Source organism: Marinomonas flavescens, assembly GCF_004352835.1.
Classification (GTDB): Bacteria; Pseudomonadota; Gammaproteobacteria; order Pseudomonadales; family Marinomonadaceae; genus Marinomonas; species Marinomonas flavescens.
Window position 1 is genome coordinate 33,394 of sequence record NZ_SJSB01000011.1, and the last position, 15,479, is coordinate 48,872.

The window sequence follows — 15,479 nt, forward strand, 5'->3', positions numbered from 1 at the left end:
AGAAGAACACGAAAAGAGGCGACCATATTGTCGCCTTTTTACGTCATCACGCAGCAACCACTGTAGAGGAAACACGATGAGCCAAACCATCGTATTAGCCAGTAACAATGCTGGTAAAATTACTGAATTTAACGCGTTACTAAGTGGTCTGGGCTTTGATGTAAAGCCGCAAGATGACTTCGACGTGCCAGAAGCAGATGAAACGGGTCTGACGTTTATCGAAAATGCGATTTTAAAAGCACGCAATGCTTGCGCCCATACAGGGTTACCTGCTTTAGCTGACGATTCTGGTATTGAAGTAGACTTTCTGAATGGCGCTCCAGGCATCTATTCTGCCCGTTTTGCTGGAGATCATGGCAATAACGCAGCGAACAACACCTTATTACTGAAAAAGTTAGAAGGCGTTGATGAACAAAAACGTACCGCGCGATTCCATTGTGTTCTAGCGTATTTACGCCATAAAGATGATCCAACACCACTGGTATTCCACGGTGTGTGGGAAGGTCGTATTTTAACGTCTACGGAAGGGCTTGAAGGCTTCGGTTATGATCCGTTATTTTATGTTCCTGAATGCGGTTGCAGTGCAGCAAGCTTACCAAAAGAAGTAAAAAACCAAATTAGCCATCGCGCAAAAGCACTCAAGCAGCTATTAGCGGCCTTCCAACAACAAAGCGCTTCTCTATGATCGACCATACAGCCAGTTTGCCGCCTCTTAGTCTTTATATTCATTTGCCTTGGTGCGTAAAAAAATGTCCTTACTGCGACTTCAACTCGCACCAAGCAGATCGCTTCGAACAAAATGGTAAGCTACCTGAAGAAGCTTATTTGACTCAGTTATTAGCGGATTTAGACGCCGACTTGCCTTATGTGTCAGGCCGACCTATCCAAACGGCCTTTATTGGCGGTGGTACCCCCAGCTTAATGAGCGAAGGTTTTTATTACCGCTTAATGGATGCACTGCGAGACAAGCTCACTTGGGTGGATAATGCTGAAATCACCATGGAGGCGAATCCAGGGACCTTTGAACAAGAGAAATTTCGCCATTTTCGCCAAGCTGGCATCAATCGCCTTTCTATTGGTATCCAAAGTTTTCAACCAAACCTGTTGAAAACCCTAGGAAGAATCCACAACCGAGAGGAAGCCATCCATGCTGTGGATAAGTCTCGCCTTGCAGGTTTCGATAATATTAATATAGATTTAATGCACGGCTTACCTGATCAAAGCCAAGAAATGGCATTGGAAGACCTTAAACTTGCGATCCAACTCAATCCAGAACACTTGTCTTGGTATCAGCTCACTATCGAACCGAATACCGAGTTTTATCGCCGACCACCTACGCTGCCGGAAGATAATACTCTATGGGGTATCCAAGACGCAGGACAAGCTTTACTCGCAAAACACGGCTACGCACAATATGAAGTATCTGCGAATTCAAAAGTAAATCGTCGAGCGGCCCATAATCTGAACTATTGGCGATTTGGTGACTATATTGGCATTGGGGCTGGTGCTCACGGAAAAATAACGCTACCTGATGGACAAATATTTCGCACACGAAAAACACGTCACCCAAATCATTATCTGAGCACCCTCCCAGAAGCCCTAGTGATTAAAGAATCCATAGAGCAAGAAGATTTACCTTTAGAGTTTATGATGAATCGCTTGCGCTTATTTGAAACATTTGATCTAAAAGATTACCAAGGTTACACCTATCAAGCGATACCCGATTTTTTATTAAAAGCCTGTAATGCGGCACTGAACAAAGGATTACTGGATTCTGAGCAGTGGCAAAAAGGCCAAGTGCAAACAACCGAAAAGGGCAAACTTTTTCTAAATGAGTTACTTGAACTGTTCCTCCCTTAAGGTCCTCTTTTTTGACGATGGTTTGACATCTAAACAAATAAATGTGACCCTAGCCCACCTATTTATAAGGAGAGCACTGGACGGTGCTCCTCTTTATCCTCGTTTTAGGTAAACACAGCATAATATGCTTACCTAAAATACACATCGCTAAACAAAATAATTAACGCCATCGATTTTTCGATTAATGTAACTTAGCTACTAACTCTATGAAGCCTGTTATTGTCTTACAATTCGTCTAAATACCCGTTTTTAATGCTGGGCATTACGTCAGATTACAATCATAATCCGCACGTTAAAAAAGGGTGAAATAGAACAATTCATGGCGCTAAAAGAACAGCTTATCTCTATCCATTTTTTTATGATGAGCATGGAGTGGTAACACACTGGCCAAATGGCTGTTGGTATTTTGTTTAGAAGATTCAGAACGTGTTCACTTATTCAGGAGAGATCTATGAAACACAAGGCACCGGACAACGGCCGGCAAGACTACAATACCTCATATACAGTGGGTCAAGATAATATTCGCTTCCTCGGGATGGATATCTTAAACCCTGTATTTAGTACTAGTGCGATCATTATTTTTGCCTTTATCATTGGGACTATCTTGTTTCCTGCTGGTGCTAAAGAAATGTTAATGGGGGCTCGAACTTGGACGATTGATAATTTCGACTGGTTCTTCATGATCTCAGGAAATATCTTTGTTCTCTTTTGTATTGGCCTAATTCTATCCCCCATGGGTAAAATTCGTTTGGGTGGTACAGACGCAAAAGCCGAACATTCCACCATCACTTGGTTTTCCATGCTGTTTGCAGCCGGTATGGGGATTGGTCTAATGTTCTGGAGCGTTGCAGAACCTGCAGCCTACTACACTGACTGGTACGGTACGCCGTTAAATGTTGCCGCACAGACACCTGAAGCGGCGAAATTAGCACTTGGTGCCACCATGTTCCACTGGGGTCTTCACCCATGGTCCATCTATGCTGTTGTTGCCTTATCGCTTGCTTTCTTTGCTTACAATAAAGGCTTACCGCTAACCATTCGTTCTGCGTTTTATCCTCTATTTGGCGAAAAAGTGTGGGGCGTAACTGGCCACATCATCGATACTCTTGCCGTCATTGCTACCATCTTTGGTTTGGCAACGTCATTAGGGCTTGGGGCACAACAAGCCTCCAGTGGCTTACACTTTTTGTTTAATATTCCTAACACTCTTACCACTCAGATTGTCGTGATCTGTGGTGTGACGTCTGTGGCAATATTCTCGGTAGCCCGCGGTCTTGAAGGTGGTGTAAAACTCCTTAGTAACATCAACATGATCCTCGCCGCAGTTTTCGCTGTCTTTGTTCTCGTTGTTGGCAATACCGGTATGATCTTTCATACCATTGGTACGACTTTCTTAGGATATGCCGAAAATATCATTCCATTGAGTAACTGGATTGGACGTGATGACCAAACCTTCTACCACGGTTGGACTGTGTTCTACTGGGCTTGGTGGATTTCATGGTCACCATTCGTTGGTATGTTTATCGCGCGCGTTTCTCGTGGTCGAACCGTTCGTCAGTTCCTAACTGCAGTATTGTTGGTTCCGACACTAGTTTCTCTCGTTTGGATGTCTATTTTTGGTGGCTCAGCTATCAACCAGATAGAAACAGGTACTGGCGCGCTCGCTGGCGGTATTACTGATGTGTCACTTGCCATGTTCCAAATGCTTCAAAATTTACCATTAACGTCGATTTCATCGTTTATTGGTATCGTTCTCGTCTTGGTCTTCTTTGTCACATCTTCAGATTCTGGATCACTGGTGATCGATGGTATTACCGCTGGTGGTAAAACTGATGCACCTATGGTGCAGCGAGTTTTCTGGGCCGTTCTAGAAGGGATTATCGCGATTGCTTTGCTTGTCGGTGGTGGTTCAGACGCTCTATCCGCTATTCAGGCGGCCGCCATCACGATTGGTCTACCGTTCACTTTGTTGATGCTCATTATGTGTTTTGGCTTATTTAAAGGGTTACGAGGCGATATGCACCTCTTTAAATAAAGAACTCTAATTAGAGTCTAAGTGTTAATACGAGCGGCTTTTGTCGCTCGTATTGTTTTAGAGTGTAAAGTACTTTATTATTCGCATCCTCTTAGGGGAGTAATCTTCTTTGCAATTTGCAAAGATTCTTTGTCAACATAATTGAGCCTCAAGCTCGTGGCAAAGAAGTCCAAATTCGATTTACTATCGAATGGGATTGATGAGACTTAAGACAATAACTTGGCTCAGGTGGGCTCAGGTTTATTGTCTTTTGCTTATTCGCCCACCTAGGACCTCCAATAATGGAAGCGATACTAACTTCGATCTCTACTGTTGCCCTTGCCGAAATGGGTGACAAAACTCAACTTCTTGCCCTTTTCCTTACTGCTCGTTTTTCCTCAAAAACCGCCATTATTCTTGGTATGTTATTTTCTACTCTACTCAATCACGCTATTTCCGCATGGTTCGGTGTTGAAGCCGCCAACTGGATACCGGGTGCTTGGGTAAACTGGGTTGTTGGATTAAGTTTTATTGCTGTCGGTCTATGGCTGCTTATTCCTGATAAGGACGACAGTGAAGAAGGTGGAATGCTCAAATACGGCGCTTTCTTAGCGACCTTCTTTTTGTTTTTCCTCGCGGAAATTGGAGATAAAACACAAATAGCCACCGTATTATTAGGTGCTCACTATGGTAATGTTGGATTAGTATTACTAGGCTCAACCATTGGTATGATGATCGCAAATGTTCCCGTCGTGTTTGCTGGTAATTGGATAATGGATCGCATCAATCCAACACTGACTCGTAGAATTGCCTGTCTGCTATTTTTAATTATGGGCTTACTCAGCATCGTATCGCCAACGCTTTAACTAATAGGAACCTGTTATGGACGTCGAATTAACCGAGATCGTGGAAGCGCTCTGCCAATATGCTCCTTTCAACGAGCTTGCAGATGATCCGCAACTCTATGACATGGTCAAAGAAATTGAGATCCAATATCTTCGGGCCGGAGAATGGGCAATCCAACCAGGTGTACTCAACCATACTTTGTTCTTTATCCGTAGTGGTGCAGTAGAAACACTCGGTAAAGAACAAAAGTTAATTCGACGTATGAATGAAGGCGAACTATTTGGCTCAGCATCCCTATTACGTGGCGGTAAATTTTCACAGTCGATGCGTGCGATTGAAGATAGCCTACTTTACCGCATTCCTGCTCGCTGGTTTCTCAAGCTATATGAAGAAAACGATGCCTTCTCAGACTTCTTTGAATTAGATCGAGAAGTTCGCCTAAAAGTGGCTATGGAGTCACAAATATCCAGCGTCTCGTTACTCACTTGCCCTGTGGTTAGCCTGCTACGTCGTCCCCCCATAGGCATCGATATAGACGCAGACATTCGCATGGCTGCGCAAATGATGGCGGATAAGAAAGTGTCCAGCTTACTGATCATGGAAGACAACGCATTAGTCGGTATTTTGACGGATCGCGACTTGCGTAACCGAGTGGTTGCGGCAGGATTAGATTACGACACACCTGTTGGTAAAGTGATGACTCGCGATCCTGTCGTCATGGACAGCGGTGATTATGCCGCAGAAGCGGTTCTCAAAATGATGGAAAAGAACATTCACCACATTCCTATCGTTAAAGCGAACCACCCCATTGGAGTGATCAGCACAGGTGATATCGTTCAGACCGAAAGCCATGGCAGTATTTACCTGATTAGCGATATCCACAAGCAAACCAGTATCGAAGGTCTGCAAGCCATCAGTCACAAGATGACTCATACCTTCACCCAACTCGTGCTCGCCGATGCCAATACTCAAATGATTGGCAATGCCATGTCTCATATTGGGATTGCCTTTGTAAAACGATTACTACAACTGGGTGAAGAAAAGTTCGGAAAACCTCCTGTACCCTACTGCTTTGTAGCGCTAGGTTCACAAGCTCGTGAAGAACAAACCATAAAAACAGACCAAGATAACGCACTCATCTTAAGCAATCTCTACGATCCAAAAGAACATGGCGACTACTTTGAAAATTTAAGTCAATGGGTTTGTCAAAACCTTGATGCCTGTGGCTACCCTCTTTGTACCGGTGACGTTATGGCTTCCAATACTCTTTGGCGACAACCACTTGAGCAATGGAAAAAATATTTCAGTGATTGGATTCAAGACCCTAAAGCCGAAGCATTATTGCGCTTATCCATCTTCTTCGATCTAAAAGGAGTGTACGGAGAAAAGCATTTAGCCAAAGAGCTTAATAAACACATCCGCCAAGAGGCAAAACAGAACCCTGGCTTCTTAACTTTCATGGCGCGTAATGCTAATCAGCGAAAACCTCCACTCGGCTTTTTCCGACAATTTGTACTCGATGGAGAAGGTAAGCAATCACGTACATTTAACTTAAAAGAACGCGGTATTGCACCGATTATCGACATTGTCAGAGTTCATGCCTTGGCCTGCGGCAGTGACAAACTCAATACTTTAGAACGTATAGAAGACATCGAGGCCGCAGGTTTGCTACCAGATGGACGCGCAAAAGACTTAGCTCTTGCCTTAGAAATGATTGGTATGGTGCGTATTCGCAGCCAAAAAGATCAAATCGAAAAAGAAGAAGCACCCACAAACCAAGTGAATCCAGCGTATTTATCATCCTTTGAAAAACGCCATTTACGTGATGCCTTTCACATCGTAGCAAGGCAACAGGAATTTATTAAATTCCGCTATGCCGGGAAGCGTAGTTAGATGTTTATGCGACTGATTCGTACCATAAAAGGAAACAAGCCCCAACCGCTTCAAGATTGGCAAGCCATGTTCGCACAGTGGGCAAAGGACGCACCAGAAGGTCCTCTCAAACGCTACTATGAAGCCGGCACTGTTGCGCTAGACACAAAGTTGAAAGACACCCCATTGCTGGCATTAGACTTGGAAACAACGGGACTAAATTCAAAAACAGATGAGATTATCAGCTTAGGCAGTGTGCCAATGGATCATCGTATTGTGCGCTGTAATGGCGCTCAATATTGGATGGCAAAACCGAAAGGAACGCTCAATGCAGAGTCTGTTACGATTCATGAAATAACCCATTCAGAGCTCGCCGAAGCCCCACCACTACATCGTATTCTCAATGAGATTCTAAACACACTATCAGGCAAAGTCGTCGTCGTTCATTGCGTCTCTATCGAGAGAGAATTTTTACTTGAAGCGGCGCTCAATGTTTATGGTTTTCCACTGTATTTTCCAGTATTAGATACCATGGACATAGAACGCTTAGCACTTAGTAAAACCCCGTGGTGGAAACGCATCATCGCCAGACGACCATCGTTACGCCTAGATGCCTGCCGACAGCGCTATCATTTACCACGCTATAAAGCTCATCATGCTTTAACAGATGCATTATCATCTGCCGAATTATTACAAGCGCAGATTAGCTATCATCTTGACCCTGAAGCGAATATTTCCGATTATTGGCTTTAATAAGAATCAAGATTACCTAGGGTTTATTAACATGAACTGACAGGCAAATCAGACTTGGTAAAAACAGATTGAGAGGTCACGGCTGGACAGCTCTGGCGAATAATTAACTCGGTTTCTAACACCACGTCCTTCGCTTCGTGTAGCCCTAAAAAAACCTGAGCGGCAATTCGCCCTTTCTCGACCATTTGCTGATGTACAGTCGTAATTGAAGGGTGGAAATTTTCACTTTCCGCAATGCCATCAAAACCAACGACAAGCAGATCTTCCGGCACTCTCAAACCCATTTTTAATGCCGCCTGTACGGCTGCAATAGCAATACGGTCGCTCATACACAATAAGAGTTGAGGGCGATCCGCCATGGTAAGGGCCTCACGAGCCGCCTGATACGCCATTTCATGGGTATTCTCAGGAATATTCCATATACACTCTGGCGGTAGATGACGATCATATTCTTCAAGGGCTTGAAAATAGCCGTGCAAGCGCTGAATAGAAATAGACGCAGAAGCATCAAACAATTCACCTTCACGGATACGACAAACACGATCCGTATCCAGTAAACTTAAACCAAGAATAGCAATACTCTGTGGTTGATGAGCAAGGGCATGACAGGCAATTTCATAAGCCCCTTTATGATTTTCTACGTTCACGGAAGTCGTACCAGGTATAAAGCTGTCTACAGTAATAATGTTTCTATTTGGCATTAACCAAGGGGCATTACTGCATTGTTGTGGTTTATGACCATAAACCACAAACCCATCGACCATAGAAGATTGCATACGACTCTGTGCGTCCTGCTGGCCCTTATCTGAGGCCGACAGTAACAACATGTTGTAATCATAATCTTGGAATATATCCGCCATGCCTTTAAGGAATTGATTCGCCACGGGATCCGTTAAGCTATAGCTCAGATCATCTGACAAAACGATACCAACAATTCCTGTGCGGCCCGTGCGCAAACTGCGCGCGGCCGCATTGGGTCCGAAGTATCCTACCCTCTCGCATGCTTCAAGAATGTTTTCGCGAAGCGTGACAGACAGTTGATCGGGCCGATTAAACGCATTGGAAATAGTTGCAGTTGACACGCTTAATAGCTGCGCGACATCTTTTAGTGTTAATTTTTTAGTATGTTTTTTCATACAACACTCTCAAAATGCAGCCTCTCATGGTTAAAAAATAGGCTCACTTTATTAGAATTATCAGAATATTTGGCCATAAAAGCTATTCTGATAACACGCTATAATAAGCTTGATATGCCGGTAAGATGAGTCTTTTTCCATCCACGGATGAACTAAACCCATGCCCTTCTAGGGGCTGAGAAATATTCATCGGCAGCTCTGCCGCTTGCGTTTGGCCAGTCATATTTAATACCACCAACACTCTTTGTCCATCATAGCTTCGTATTAACGCGACCAAATCATGATTACTCACATCCGCTTGCTCAAACTCACCATTGACCAAAGCAGGCTGCTTTTGTCGCCAATGGATCAGTTGGCGAATCTTATGCAATAACGCACTAGGATCAGCTTCTTGTTCAGCAACACTAAGCGCTAAATGACGATCATCAACAGGCAACCAAGGCTCCACTGTAGAGAAACCACCATGATAGGTATTGTTCCAAACCATTGGCGTTCGACACCCATCTCGCCCCTTAGATACAGGCCATAAAGGAATAGCATACGGGTCTTGTAAACGATCAAAAGGGACCTCTGCTTCAGGTAAACCTAGCTCTTCTCCTTGGTATAAACACACGCTACCGCGTAAGGATAAAATCAAAGCCATTGCGATCAACGGATACGCTTTAGGGTCTTCATTTTCTCCCCAACGAGTGCAAGACCGAACCACATCATGGTTAGATAACGCCCAACAAGGCCAGCCATCTCCAACAATATTTTGCATATTTGCCAATACATCTCGAATGTAATCAGGCGAATGGAACTTATTCAGAAAATCAAAGGTATAAGCCATATGCAGCTTGTCACCGCCAGAAGTGTATTGCGCCATACGCTTAAGCGGAAAATCATCACCAATTTCCCCAACGGTTGTGCTGCCAGGAAATTCATTCATCAACAAACGTAATTCTTTTAAAAAATCTAAATTCTCAGGTCGGCTTATATCGTATACATGACGTTGATAAGTGTATGGATTATCCTCCGGTGCACCCAGTGTTTTAGGCTCGCCTTCTGGTACCGCAGGATTGTCTTCCAAGCCTAGACTATGGAAGTAGAAATTCACCGTATCCAAACGAAAACCGTCCACGCCATGCTCTAACCAGAACCTCATATTATCCAAATGGGCTTTACGAACATCAGGGCAATGAAAGTTCATATCTGGCTGAGATTCTAAAAAGTTATGCAAATAATACTGTAAACGGCGGCTGTCCCATTTCCATGCGCTACCACCAAAAATTGATAGCCAATTATTTGGCGGTGAGCCATCTGGCTTAGGGTCGGACCACACATACCAATCTGCTTTTGGATTGAGTTTATCCTGACGACTTTCTTCAAACCAAGGGTGTTGATCTGATGAATGGCTAATCACTTGGTCTATCATGACTTTTAAGTTAAGTTCATGAGCTCTATCTATAAGGGCTTTAAAATCTGATAATGTGCCAAACATAGCGTCAATATCGCAATAGTCAGAAACATCGTAGCCAAAATCTTTCATTGGTGACGTAAAAATGGGGGACAGCCAAATAGCATCCACCCCTAGCGAGGCCACATACTCTAATTTACTGGTAATCCCCACCAAATCACCGATCCCATCGCCATTACTATCCATAAAGCTACGAGGGTAAATCTGGTAAATAATGCCACCTTTCCACCAATTCAAATTCTGTGTCATATCCATTCTCCGAAAAATAAAACGCTCTTAATTATTACGCCCAAACATTTGAAATCATTTACATTGTAGGACTAAGAGACTCGACGATAAGATTGTTCATTAGAGACCTTTGCATCAGCCATCAATATAGCAATATTGCCTACCAAAGGTCTTTTATGAAAAATGTAATCAACGTCTTTACAAAAAAAGATCAACCATGCCACAAATCAATACTCTTTAGCGTCCTAAAGAGATTCAATTGTCCTTACTGCTTAATAAGTGAACATTAGTAGAAGAGCAAACAAAAAAACGCGACTGCTCGCGTTCTTCTAAAACGTTTAACTTAAAGAGTCTTTTATCTCGTTAGTGGCTTATTTATTGCCGCTAAGAAAAGGAAGTCACAAGACGCGCCTCTACTTCTTGACGCGTTGGTAATGAAGGATAAGCTCCTAATTTTGTAACTGAATCAGCACCACATGCGGCCGCAAAACGAATAATATCTGTCAGCTGGGACTGAGATAATTCTGCAAGCGAGGTACGATCACCTCCTTGTTCTGCTAATTGATACAGTAAACCGCCAACAAAGGCATCGCCCGCCGCTGTGGTATCTTTCACATCAACCTTTGGAGTCATCACTTCTCCATTACCTTGAGCTCTCGTGTAAAAACGAATTGGATTACCGCCATCTGTCAGTACAAATAAGGTCACGCCAGCAACCAGACTCTCGTCGATCAAAGCAAATGGATCATTAGCCAAAACCGCTAATTCTTCCAAACTGGCTTTCACCACATCACCGCTTTGCATCCAATTAATCACTCTTTGCGTATCGACTGTATGATCAGGCCAAAGATTAATGCGTAGATTCACATCCACGCTAACAATCCAATTCGCATCACGCGCCATACGAACACCTGCTAACGTAGCTTCAGTAATTGATTCATCCGTCAGCGTATTCGAGCACGTATGAAAAACACCTTGGCCTTCAAACCACGCTGCGTTGAAATCTGACTCACGAAACAACATATCGGCAGAAGGATTACGATAAAACTCGAAACTGCGCTCGCCAGTGCTGTCTAAACTAACGAACGCCAACGCTGTTTTGGCTTCTTTTGTCATCAACATGCTATCGGTGATAACACCGTAGCTTTCAAGAGAATCTTTCAGGAAGTGGCCAAAGGCATCATCACCAACTTGTCCAGTAAAATGACTGTTGCCACCCAGTCGGGCGACAGCAACAGCGACATTCGCTGGCGCACCACCGGGGAATTTTGTGAAAGATTCTAATTCACCTGCTTGTGTGGCCCCGTTGGAAAGGAAATCAATCAGCGCTTCACCAAATGCCATTATTTTTGTCGTCATCTTCTCTTCTCTATATTGAACAATATGATCTAGGGATAGGAAAAATTATGCAGGTTGGCAACTATTAAATCAATTTAATTTATTTAATTGCTTTGTGGCTCTCAATTATTGTAATAATTGGTTCCTTTTAGGTTTCTTGTTAGACTGAAAAATGACCGAATAAACGATCTTTTTTATTGAGAATAATAATGACGAAAGCCAAATGCATCTACGTCGTTGATGACGACAATGATATTCGCACCCTGCTGCAAGCCTACTTAGAAAAACACCAGTTTCAGGTTTTAACCGCAGAATCAGGCGAAGCATTCTTGGCTGACTTTACACCTGAACAAGAAGTCGACTTGGTTATATTAGACATTATGCTACCTGGCCAAGATGGATTTTCAGTTTGCCGATCGCTGCGAACACAGTCACAGGTGCCCGTCATCATGTTAACCGCCAATTCTGACGAAACAGATCGTATTATCGGTCTAGAAATTGGTGCGGACGATTATCTTGCTAAACCCTTCAACCCAAGAGAACTCCTCGCACGCATGAAAGCCATTCTACGGCGCATGGAGCACGCAGAAGTTGCCGCTGTGCCTACCATTGCTCAGCGCTTTTATCATTTTTCCCATTTTACGTTGGATACTCTATCTAGAGAATTGCATTATAAAAATGAAAAAGAATCCTTGTCCGGTGCGGACTACAACTTGCTCATGCTATTTTTGGCAAGTCCTGGAGAGGTGTTAACAAGAGAACATATTGCAGCCAATACTCGAGGTCGTGACAGCGCGCCACTTGATCGCTTCATCGACGTTCACGTCAGCCGGTTACGCCAACGACTACGAGAAGATGCAAAACAGCCCCAACTTATCAAAACCGTACGCGGCGAAGGCTATATTTTAACTGCGAATGTCACGACATCTGACACGGCCAGTACGGATGAACAACATTAATAAGCGCATAAAACGCTGGGCTAACTCCCTAACAGGCCAAATCCTCATTATTATGGCTCTGGGTGTGGCCAGTGCACAATTTATTAGCTCGACCATATGGTTGCGCCAACTTCAGTCAGACACGGAAAAGAACGTACTAGAAGTCTCCAAGCACATGTCTTATCGCATTGCTTCGACAATCAGCTACTTCACCGCTTTACCGCGCAATTATCGGCACATTGTCATTGATCAACTTCAAAGCATGGGGGGAACACGGTTTTTTGTTACGCTCAATCGCGAGGAAATTCGCATTAATGAGCTTCACGACTCACCATTAATGGACATTGTCAAAAATCAAATTGAATCTACTCTCGTCAAACAGCTCGGCATTCACAATGCGAAAATTGCTTTCTCCAGCCCAGACGATCTACATGTTATTAATAACCACACGCTACTAACAGATTTACCAGAACGATGGGGAAACCACAGTTTATTGGTTAAGCCCCTAACGCCACCCATTATTATCATCCAAATCCCCATCAACGATAAAGACTGGTTGTATCTTGCCAGTCTAATGCCTGACCCTTATTTTCTGGATGGCGTCTCCGCACTCACCGGCGAACGTTTGTTTACCATGTCGGTTTCGGTGATTACTGTGCTATTACTCAGCCTTCTCATCTTACGACGGTTAACGCGACCTCTCGCTATGCTGGCAAGAGCAGCGGAGCGCTTTGGTCAAGGTGACTCCAAACCCATCAAAGAGTATGGCAGCGTAGAAGTACGCAAGACCGCCCGTGCATTTAACGACATGCAGGCGCGTATTCAGCGCTACTTAAATGATCGTGAACGACTCTTTGCCTCCATTTCTCATGACCTAAAAACACCGATTACTCGTCTGCGTCTAAGAGCAGAGATGCTTGATGAAGACGATACTCGTGATGCGATGATTCGAGATCTTGAAGATTTGGATATGTTAGTAAAAGGTGCTCTTCAGAGTGTAAAAGAGACCGATATCCACGAAAATCGCGTCGATCTTAATATTTTAAGAATGCTAGAAGACATGCAAAGTGCCACGAACTTATCCACGGTAAAACTCATTATTAGCGGCCACCTAAACAGCCCTTACATGGGTAAACCCTTAGCGATTAAACGTTGCTTAGGCAATCTCATCGACAATGCTTTGTATTACGGCAACACGGCCGAAGTGTTTATTGAAGATGAAGACGATGGAGTTTGTGTGCGTATATGTGACCATGGCCCTGGTATTCCTATTGAACAAATAGACAAAATGTTTCAGCCTTACACCCGCCTAACCCCTGACCATTCTGGCCATCCGGGAGGCATGGGATTGGGGCTTAGTATTGCCAGAAATATTGCCAGAGCCCATGGCGGCGAAGTGACGTTAAGCAACCTTCCTGAAAGCGGTTTAGAAGCAAAACTATGGTTACCAAGACATTAGCCCTGTCACGTCACCACTATTTTTTCTTTCACACTGTGTAGAAAAACATCTAAAAATTGGTAAAAAATAGCGCTAGAAGCCCTATTCTAACGCGAATATTACATCTTCGCGGGCTATCTCATCCCCCACCTTGCAAGACTTTGTTACATTAGGTTGCTCTATATTACCCATAAAAAACACACTCTCTGCTAAATTGACAAGCTTGAGTGCTACTCCTCAAAAATAACACTCAAGCCGAAAAGACACTAAGCACTGATAGCTTAGAAAACATAACAATAAAAAAGGTTACTATCATGAAGAAAATTGCTCTAGGTTTAACCACTGTTGCACTTTCACTCGCGGCAACATCTAGCCAAGCGGGTCAAGTAGAAGTTCTACATTGGTGGACATCTGGTGGCGAAGCCACTGCAATCAATGTACTTAAGCAAGAAATGAAAGACGCTGGAGACACTTGGAAAGATTTCGCTGTCGCTGGCGGCGGTGGTGAATCAGCTATGACGGTTCTAAAATCTCGCGCGATCGCCGGCAACCCTCCTTCTGCTGCACAAATCAAAGGACCCACCATTCAAGAATGGGGTGACCTTGGTTTCCTAGAAAACATCGATGACGTTGCCAAAGCGGGTCATTGGGATCAAATTCTTCCACCGGTTGTCAGCAAAATCATGAAGTACGACGGACACTATGTTGCCGCTCCCGTTAACGTACACCGTGTAAACTGGTTGTGGGCAAATCCAGATGTCTTCCGTAAAGCTGGGGCATCTATTCCAACAACATGGGCTCAGTTCTTCGTGGCCGCCGACAAAATCAAAAAAGCCGGTTTCATTCCACTCGCTCACGGTGGTCAAGCTTGGCAAGACGCGACTCTTTTCGAAGCCATTGCCTTGTCTGAAGGAACCGATTTCTATAAAGCCGCCTTTATCGACCTAAAAGACGATGCGCTCAAAGGTCCAAAAATGATCGATGCGCTAACGACATTCAAAAAAATGCGTAAATATGTCGACCCTGGTTTCTCTGGCCGTGACTGGAATGTAGCCACTTCCATGGTGATCAATGGTAAAGCCGCAATGCAAATCATGGGTGACTGGGCAAAAGGGGAATTTACCGCCGCGGGTAAAAAACCAGGTATTGATTACATCTGTGTTCCAGCACCAGGAACAAGTGGCCAATATACCTTCAACATCGATTCTCTTGCCATGTTTAAAGTCGATGGAAAAGAAACGAAAAAAGCCCAACGTGACTTGGCTCGTTTAATCCTAGAACCTAAGTTCCAAGAGACATTTAACTTGGCGAAAGGGTCTATTCCTGTTCGTTTAGGCATGCCTAGAGGTAAGTTTGATGCTTGTGCAGACTCATCTATGGACGCGTTTAACGCCGCCTCTGCTACTGGTGATCTATTACCAAGTATGGCACACGGTATGGCCGTTAACTCTATGATCCAAGGTGCGATGTTTGACGTTATTACTAACTTCTTCAACACCGATGATATGACGCCTGAACAAGCCGCTGACAAACTAGCACGTGCCGTAAAAGCAAGCATGTAATCATCAAACCCTGCTCGCGAGGCTGACCGCTGGTCAGC

12 protein-coding genes and 1 riboswitch are annotated in these 15,479 nt (G+C 44.0%); of the genes, 9 read left to right on the forward strand and 3 right to left on the reverse strand.

What is annotated here, in order from left to right:
* The first annotated feature begins 76 nt into the window (after window positions 1-76).
* From rdgB to E0D70_RS12095, 6 genes are all read left to right on the forward strand, one after another.
* Complete coding sequence (rdgB, locus tag E0D70_RS12070; protein ID WP_133012549.1) at window positions 77-685, forward strand: RdgB/HAM1 family non-canonical purine NTP pyrophosphatase; 609 nt, start codon at window positions 77-79, stop codon at window positions 683-685.
* Complete coding sequence (gene hemW / locus E0D70_RS12075; protein ID WP_133012550.1) at window positions 682-1,860, forward strand: radical SAM family heme chaperone HemW; 1,179 nt, start codon at window positions 682-684, stop codon at window positions 1,858-1,860. Before rdgB ends, hemW begins: the two co-directional genes overlap by 4 nt.
* Before the next feature lie 451 nt (window positions 1,861-2,311).
* Window positions 2,312-3,895 (forward strand): BCCT family transporter, encoded by a 1,584-nt coding sequence (locus E0D70_RS12080; RefSeq protein ID WP_133012551.1) that lies wholly within the window; start codon window positions 2,312-2,314, stop codon window positions 3,893-3,895.
* 82 nt (window positions 3,896-3,977) lie between these two features.
* Window positions 3,978-4,169: riboswitch (yybP-ykoY riboswitch) on the forward strand.
* 7 nt (window positions 4,170-4,176) lie between these two features.
* Complete coding sequence (locus E0D70_RS12085) at window positions 4,177-4,740, forward strand: TMEM165/GDT1 family protein (RefSeq protein ID WP_133012552.1); 564 nt, start codon at window positions 4,177-4,179, stop codon at window positions 4,738-4,740.
* Between the two features lie 16 nt (window positions 4,741-4,756).
* Window positions 4,757-6,613, forward strand: coding sequence for a DUF294 nucleotidyltransferase-like domain-containing protein (locus E0D70_RS12090; RefSeq protein ID WP_133012553.1), 1,857 nt, complete (start codon window positions 4,757-4,759; stop codon window positions 6,611-6,613).
* Window positions 6,614-7,345 (forward strand): 3'-5' exonuclease, encoded by a 732-nt coding sequence (locus tag E0D70_RS12095; protein WP_240537100.1) that lies wholly within the window; start codon window positions 6,614-6,616, stop codon window positions 7,343-7,345.
* 26 nt (window positions 7,346-7,371) lie between these two features.
* On the opposite strand, the gene E0D70_RS12100 is transcribed toward E0D70_RS12095, so the two are convergent.
* From E0D70_RS12100 to E0D70_RS12110, 3 genes are all read right to left on the reverse strand, one after another.
* Window positions 7,372-8,481: a LacI family DNA-binding transcriptional regulator gene (locus E0D70_RS12100; protein ID WP_133012554.1), complete on the reverse strand. Its 1,110-nt coding sequence runs from the start codon at window positions 8,479-8,481 to the stop codon at window positions 7,372-7,374.
* An 82-nt stretch (window positions 8,482-8,563) separates the two neighbouring features.
* Window positions 8,564-10,186 carry an alpha-glucosidase family protein gene (locus E0D70_RS12105; protein ID WP_133012555.1) on the reverse strand — a complete coding sequence of 541 codons (1,623 nt, stop codon included), beginning with the start codon at window positions 10,184-10,186 and terminating at the stop codon, window positions 8,564-8,566.
* A 363-nt stretch (window positions 10,187-10,549) separates the two neighbouring features.
* On the reverse strand, window positions 10,550-11,524 hold the full coding sequence (locus tag E0D70_RS12110) for a carbohydrate kinase family protein (protein WP_133012556.1): 975 nt from the start codon (window positions 11,522-11,524) through the stop codon (window positions 10,550-10,552).
* Between the two features lie 188 nt (window positions 11,525-11,712).
* Here E0D70_RS12110 and E0D70_RS12115 point away from each other — a divergent pair, with 188 nt between their 5' ends.
* The 3 genes from E0D70_RS12115 to E0D70_RS12125 all read left to right on the forward strand — a co-directional run bounded on the left by E0D70_RS12115 (window position 11,713) and on the right by E0D70_RS12125 (window position 15,441).
* Complete coding sequence (locus tag E0D70_RS12115; protein ID WP_133012557.1) at window positions 11,713-12,462, forward strand: response regulator; 750 nt, start codon at window positions 11,713-11,715, stop codon at window positions 12,460-12,462.
* Window positions 12,449-13,900, forward strand: coding sequence for an ATP-binding protein (locus E0D70_RS12120; RefSeq protein WP_133012558.1), 1,452 nt, complete (start codon window positions 12,449-12,451; stop codon window positions 13,898-13,900). Before E0D70_RS12115 ends, E0D70_RS12120 begins: the two co-directional genes overlap by 14 nt.
* Before the next feature lie 293 nt (window positions 13,901-14,193).
* Complete coding sequence (locus E0D70_RS12125; protein ID WP_133012559.1) at window positions 14,194-15,441, forward strand: ABC transporter substrate-binding protein; 1,248 nt, start codon at window positions 14,194-14,196, stop codon at window positions 15,439-15,441.
* The last annotated feature ends 38 nt before the right edge of the window (window positions 15,442-15,479 follow it).

Coding starts and splice junctions, on each gene's coding strand:
- rdgB (WP_133012549.1), top strand. CDS start 77: ATGAGCCAAACCATCGTATTAGCCAGTAACAATGCTGGTAAAATTACT.
- E0D70_RS12080 (WP_133012551.1), top strand. CDS start 2,312: ATGAAACACAAGGCACCGGACAACGGCCGGCAAGACTACAATACCTCA.
- E0D70_RS12090 (WP_133012553.1), top strand. CDS start 4,757: ATGGACGTCGAATTAACCGAGATCGTGGAAGCGCTCTGCCAATATGCT.
- E0D70_RS12125 (WP_133012559.1), top strand. CDS start 14,194: ATGAAGAAAATTGCTCTAGGTTTAACCACTGTTGCACTTTCACTCGCG.
- E0D70_RS12115 (WP_133012557.1), top strand. CDS start 11,713: ATGACGAAAGCCAAATGCATCTACGTCGTTGATGACGACAATGATATT.
- E0D70_RS12095 (WP_240537100.1), top strand. CDS start 6,614: ATGTTTATGCGACTGATTCGTACCATAAAAGGAAACAAGCCCCAACCG.
- hemW (WP_133012550.1), top strand. CDS start 682: ATGATCGACCATACAGCCAGTTTGCCGCCTCTTAGTCTTTATATTCAT.
- E0D70_RS12110 (WP_133012556.1), bottom strand. CDS start 11,524: ATGACGACAAAAATAATGGCATTTGGTGAAGCGCTGATTGATTTCCTT.
- E0D70_RS12100 (WP_133012554.1), bottom strand. CDS start 8,481: ATGAAAAAACATACTAAAAAATTAACACTAAAAGATGTCGCGCAGCTA.
- E0D70_RS12085 (WP_133012552.1), top strand. CDS start 4,177: ATGGAAGCGATACTAACTTCGATCTCTACTGTTGCCCTTGCCGAAATG.
- E0D70_RS12120 (WP_133012558.1), top strand. CDS start 12,449: ATGAACAACATTAATAAGCGCATAAAACGCTGGGCTAACTCCCTAACA.
- E0D70_RS12105 (WP_133012555.1), bottom strand. CDS start 10,186: ATGACACAGAATTTGAATTGGTGGAAAGGTGGCATTATTTACCAGATT.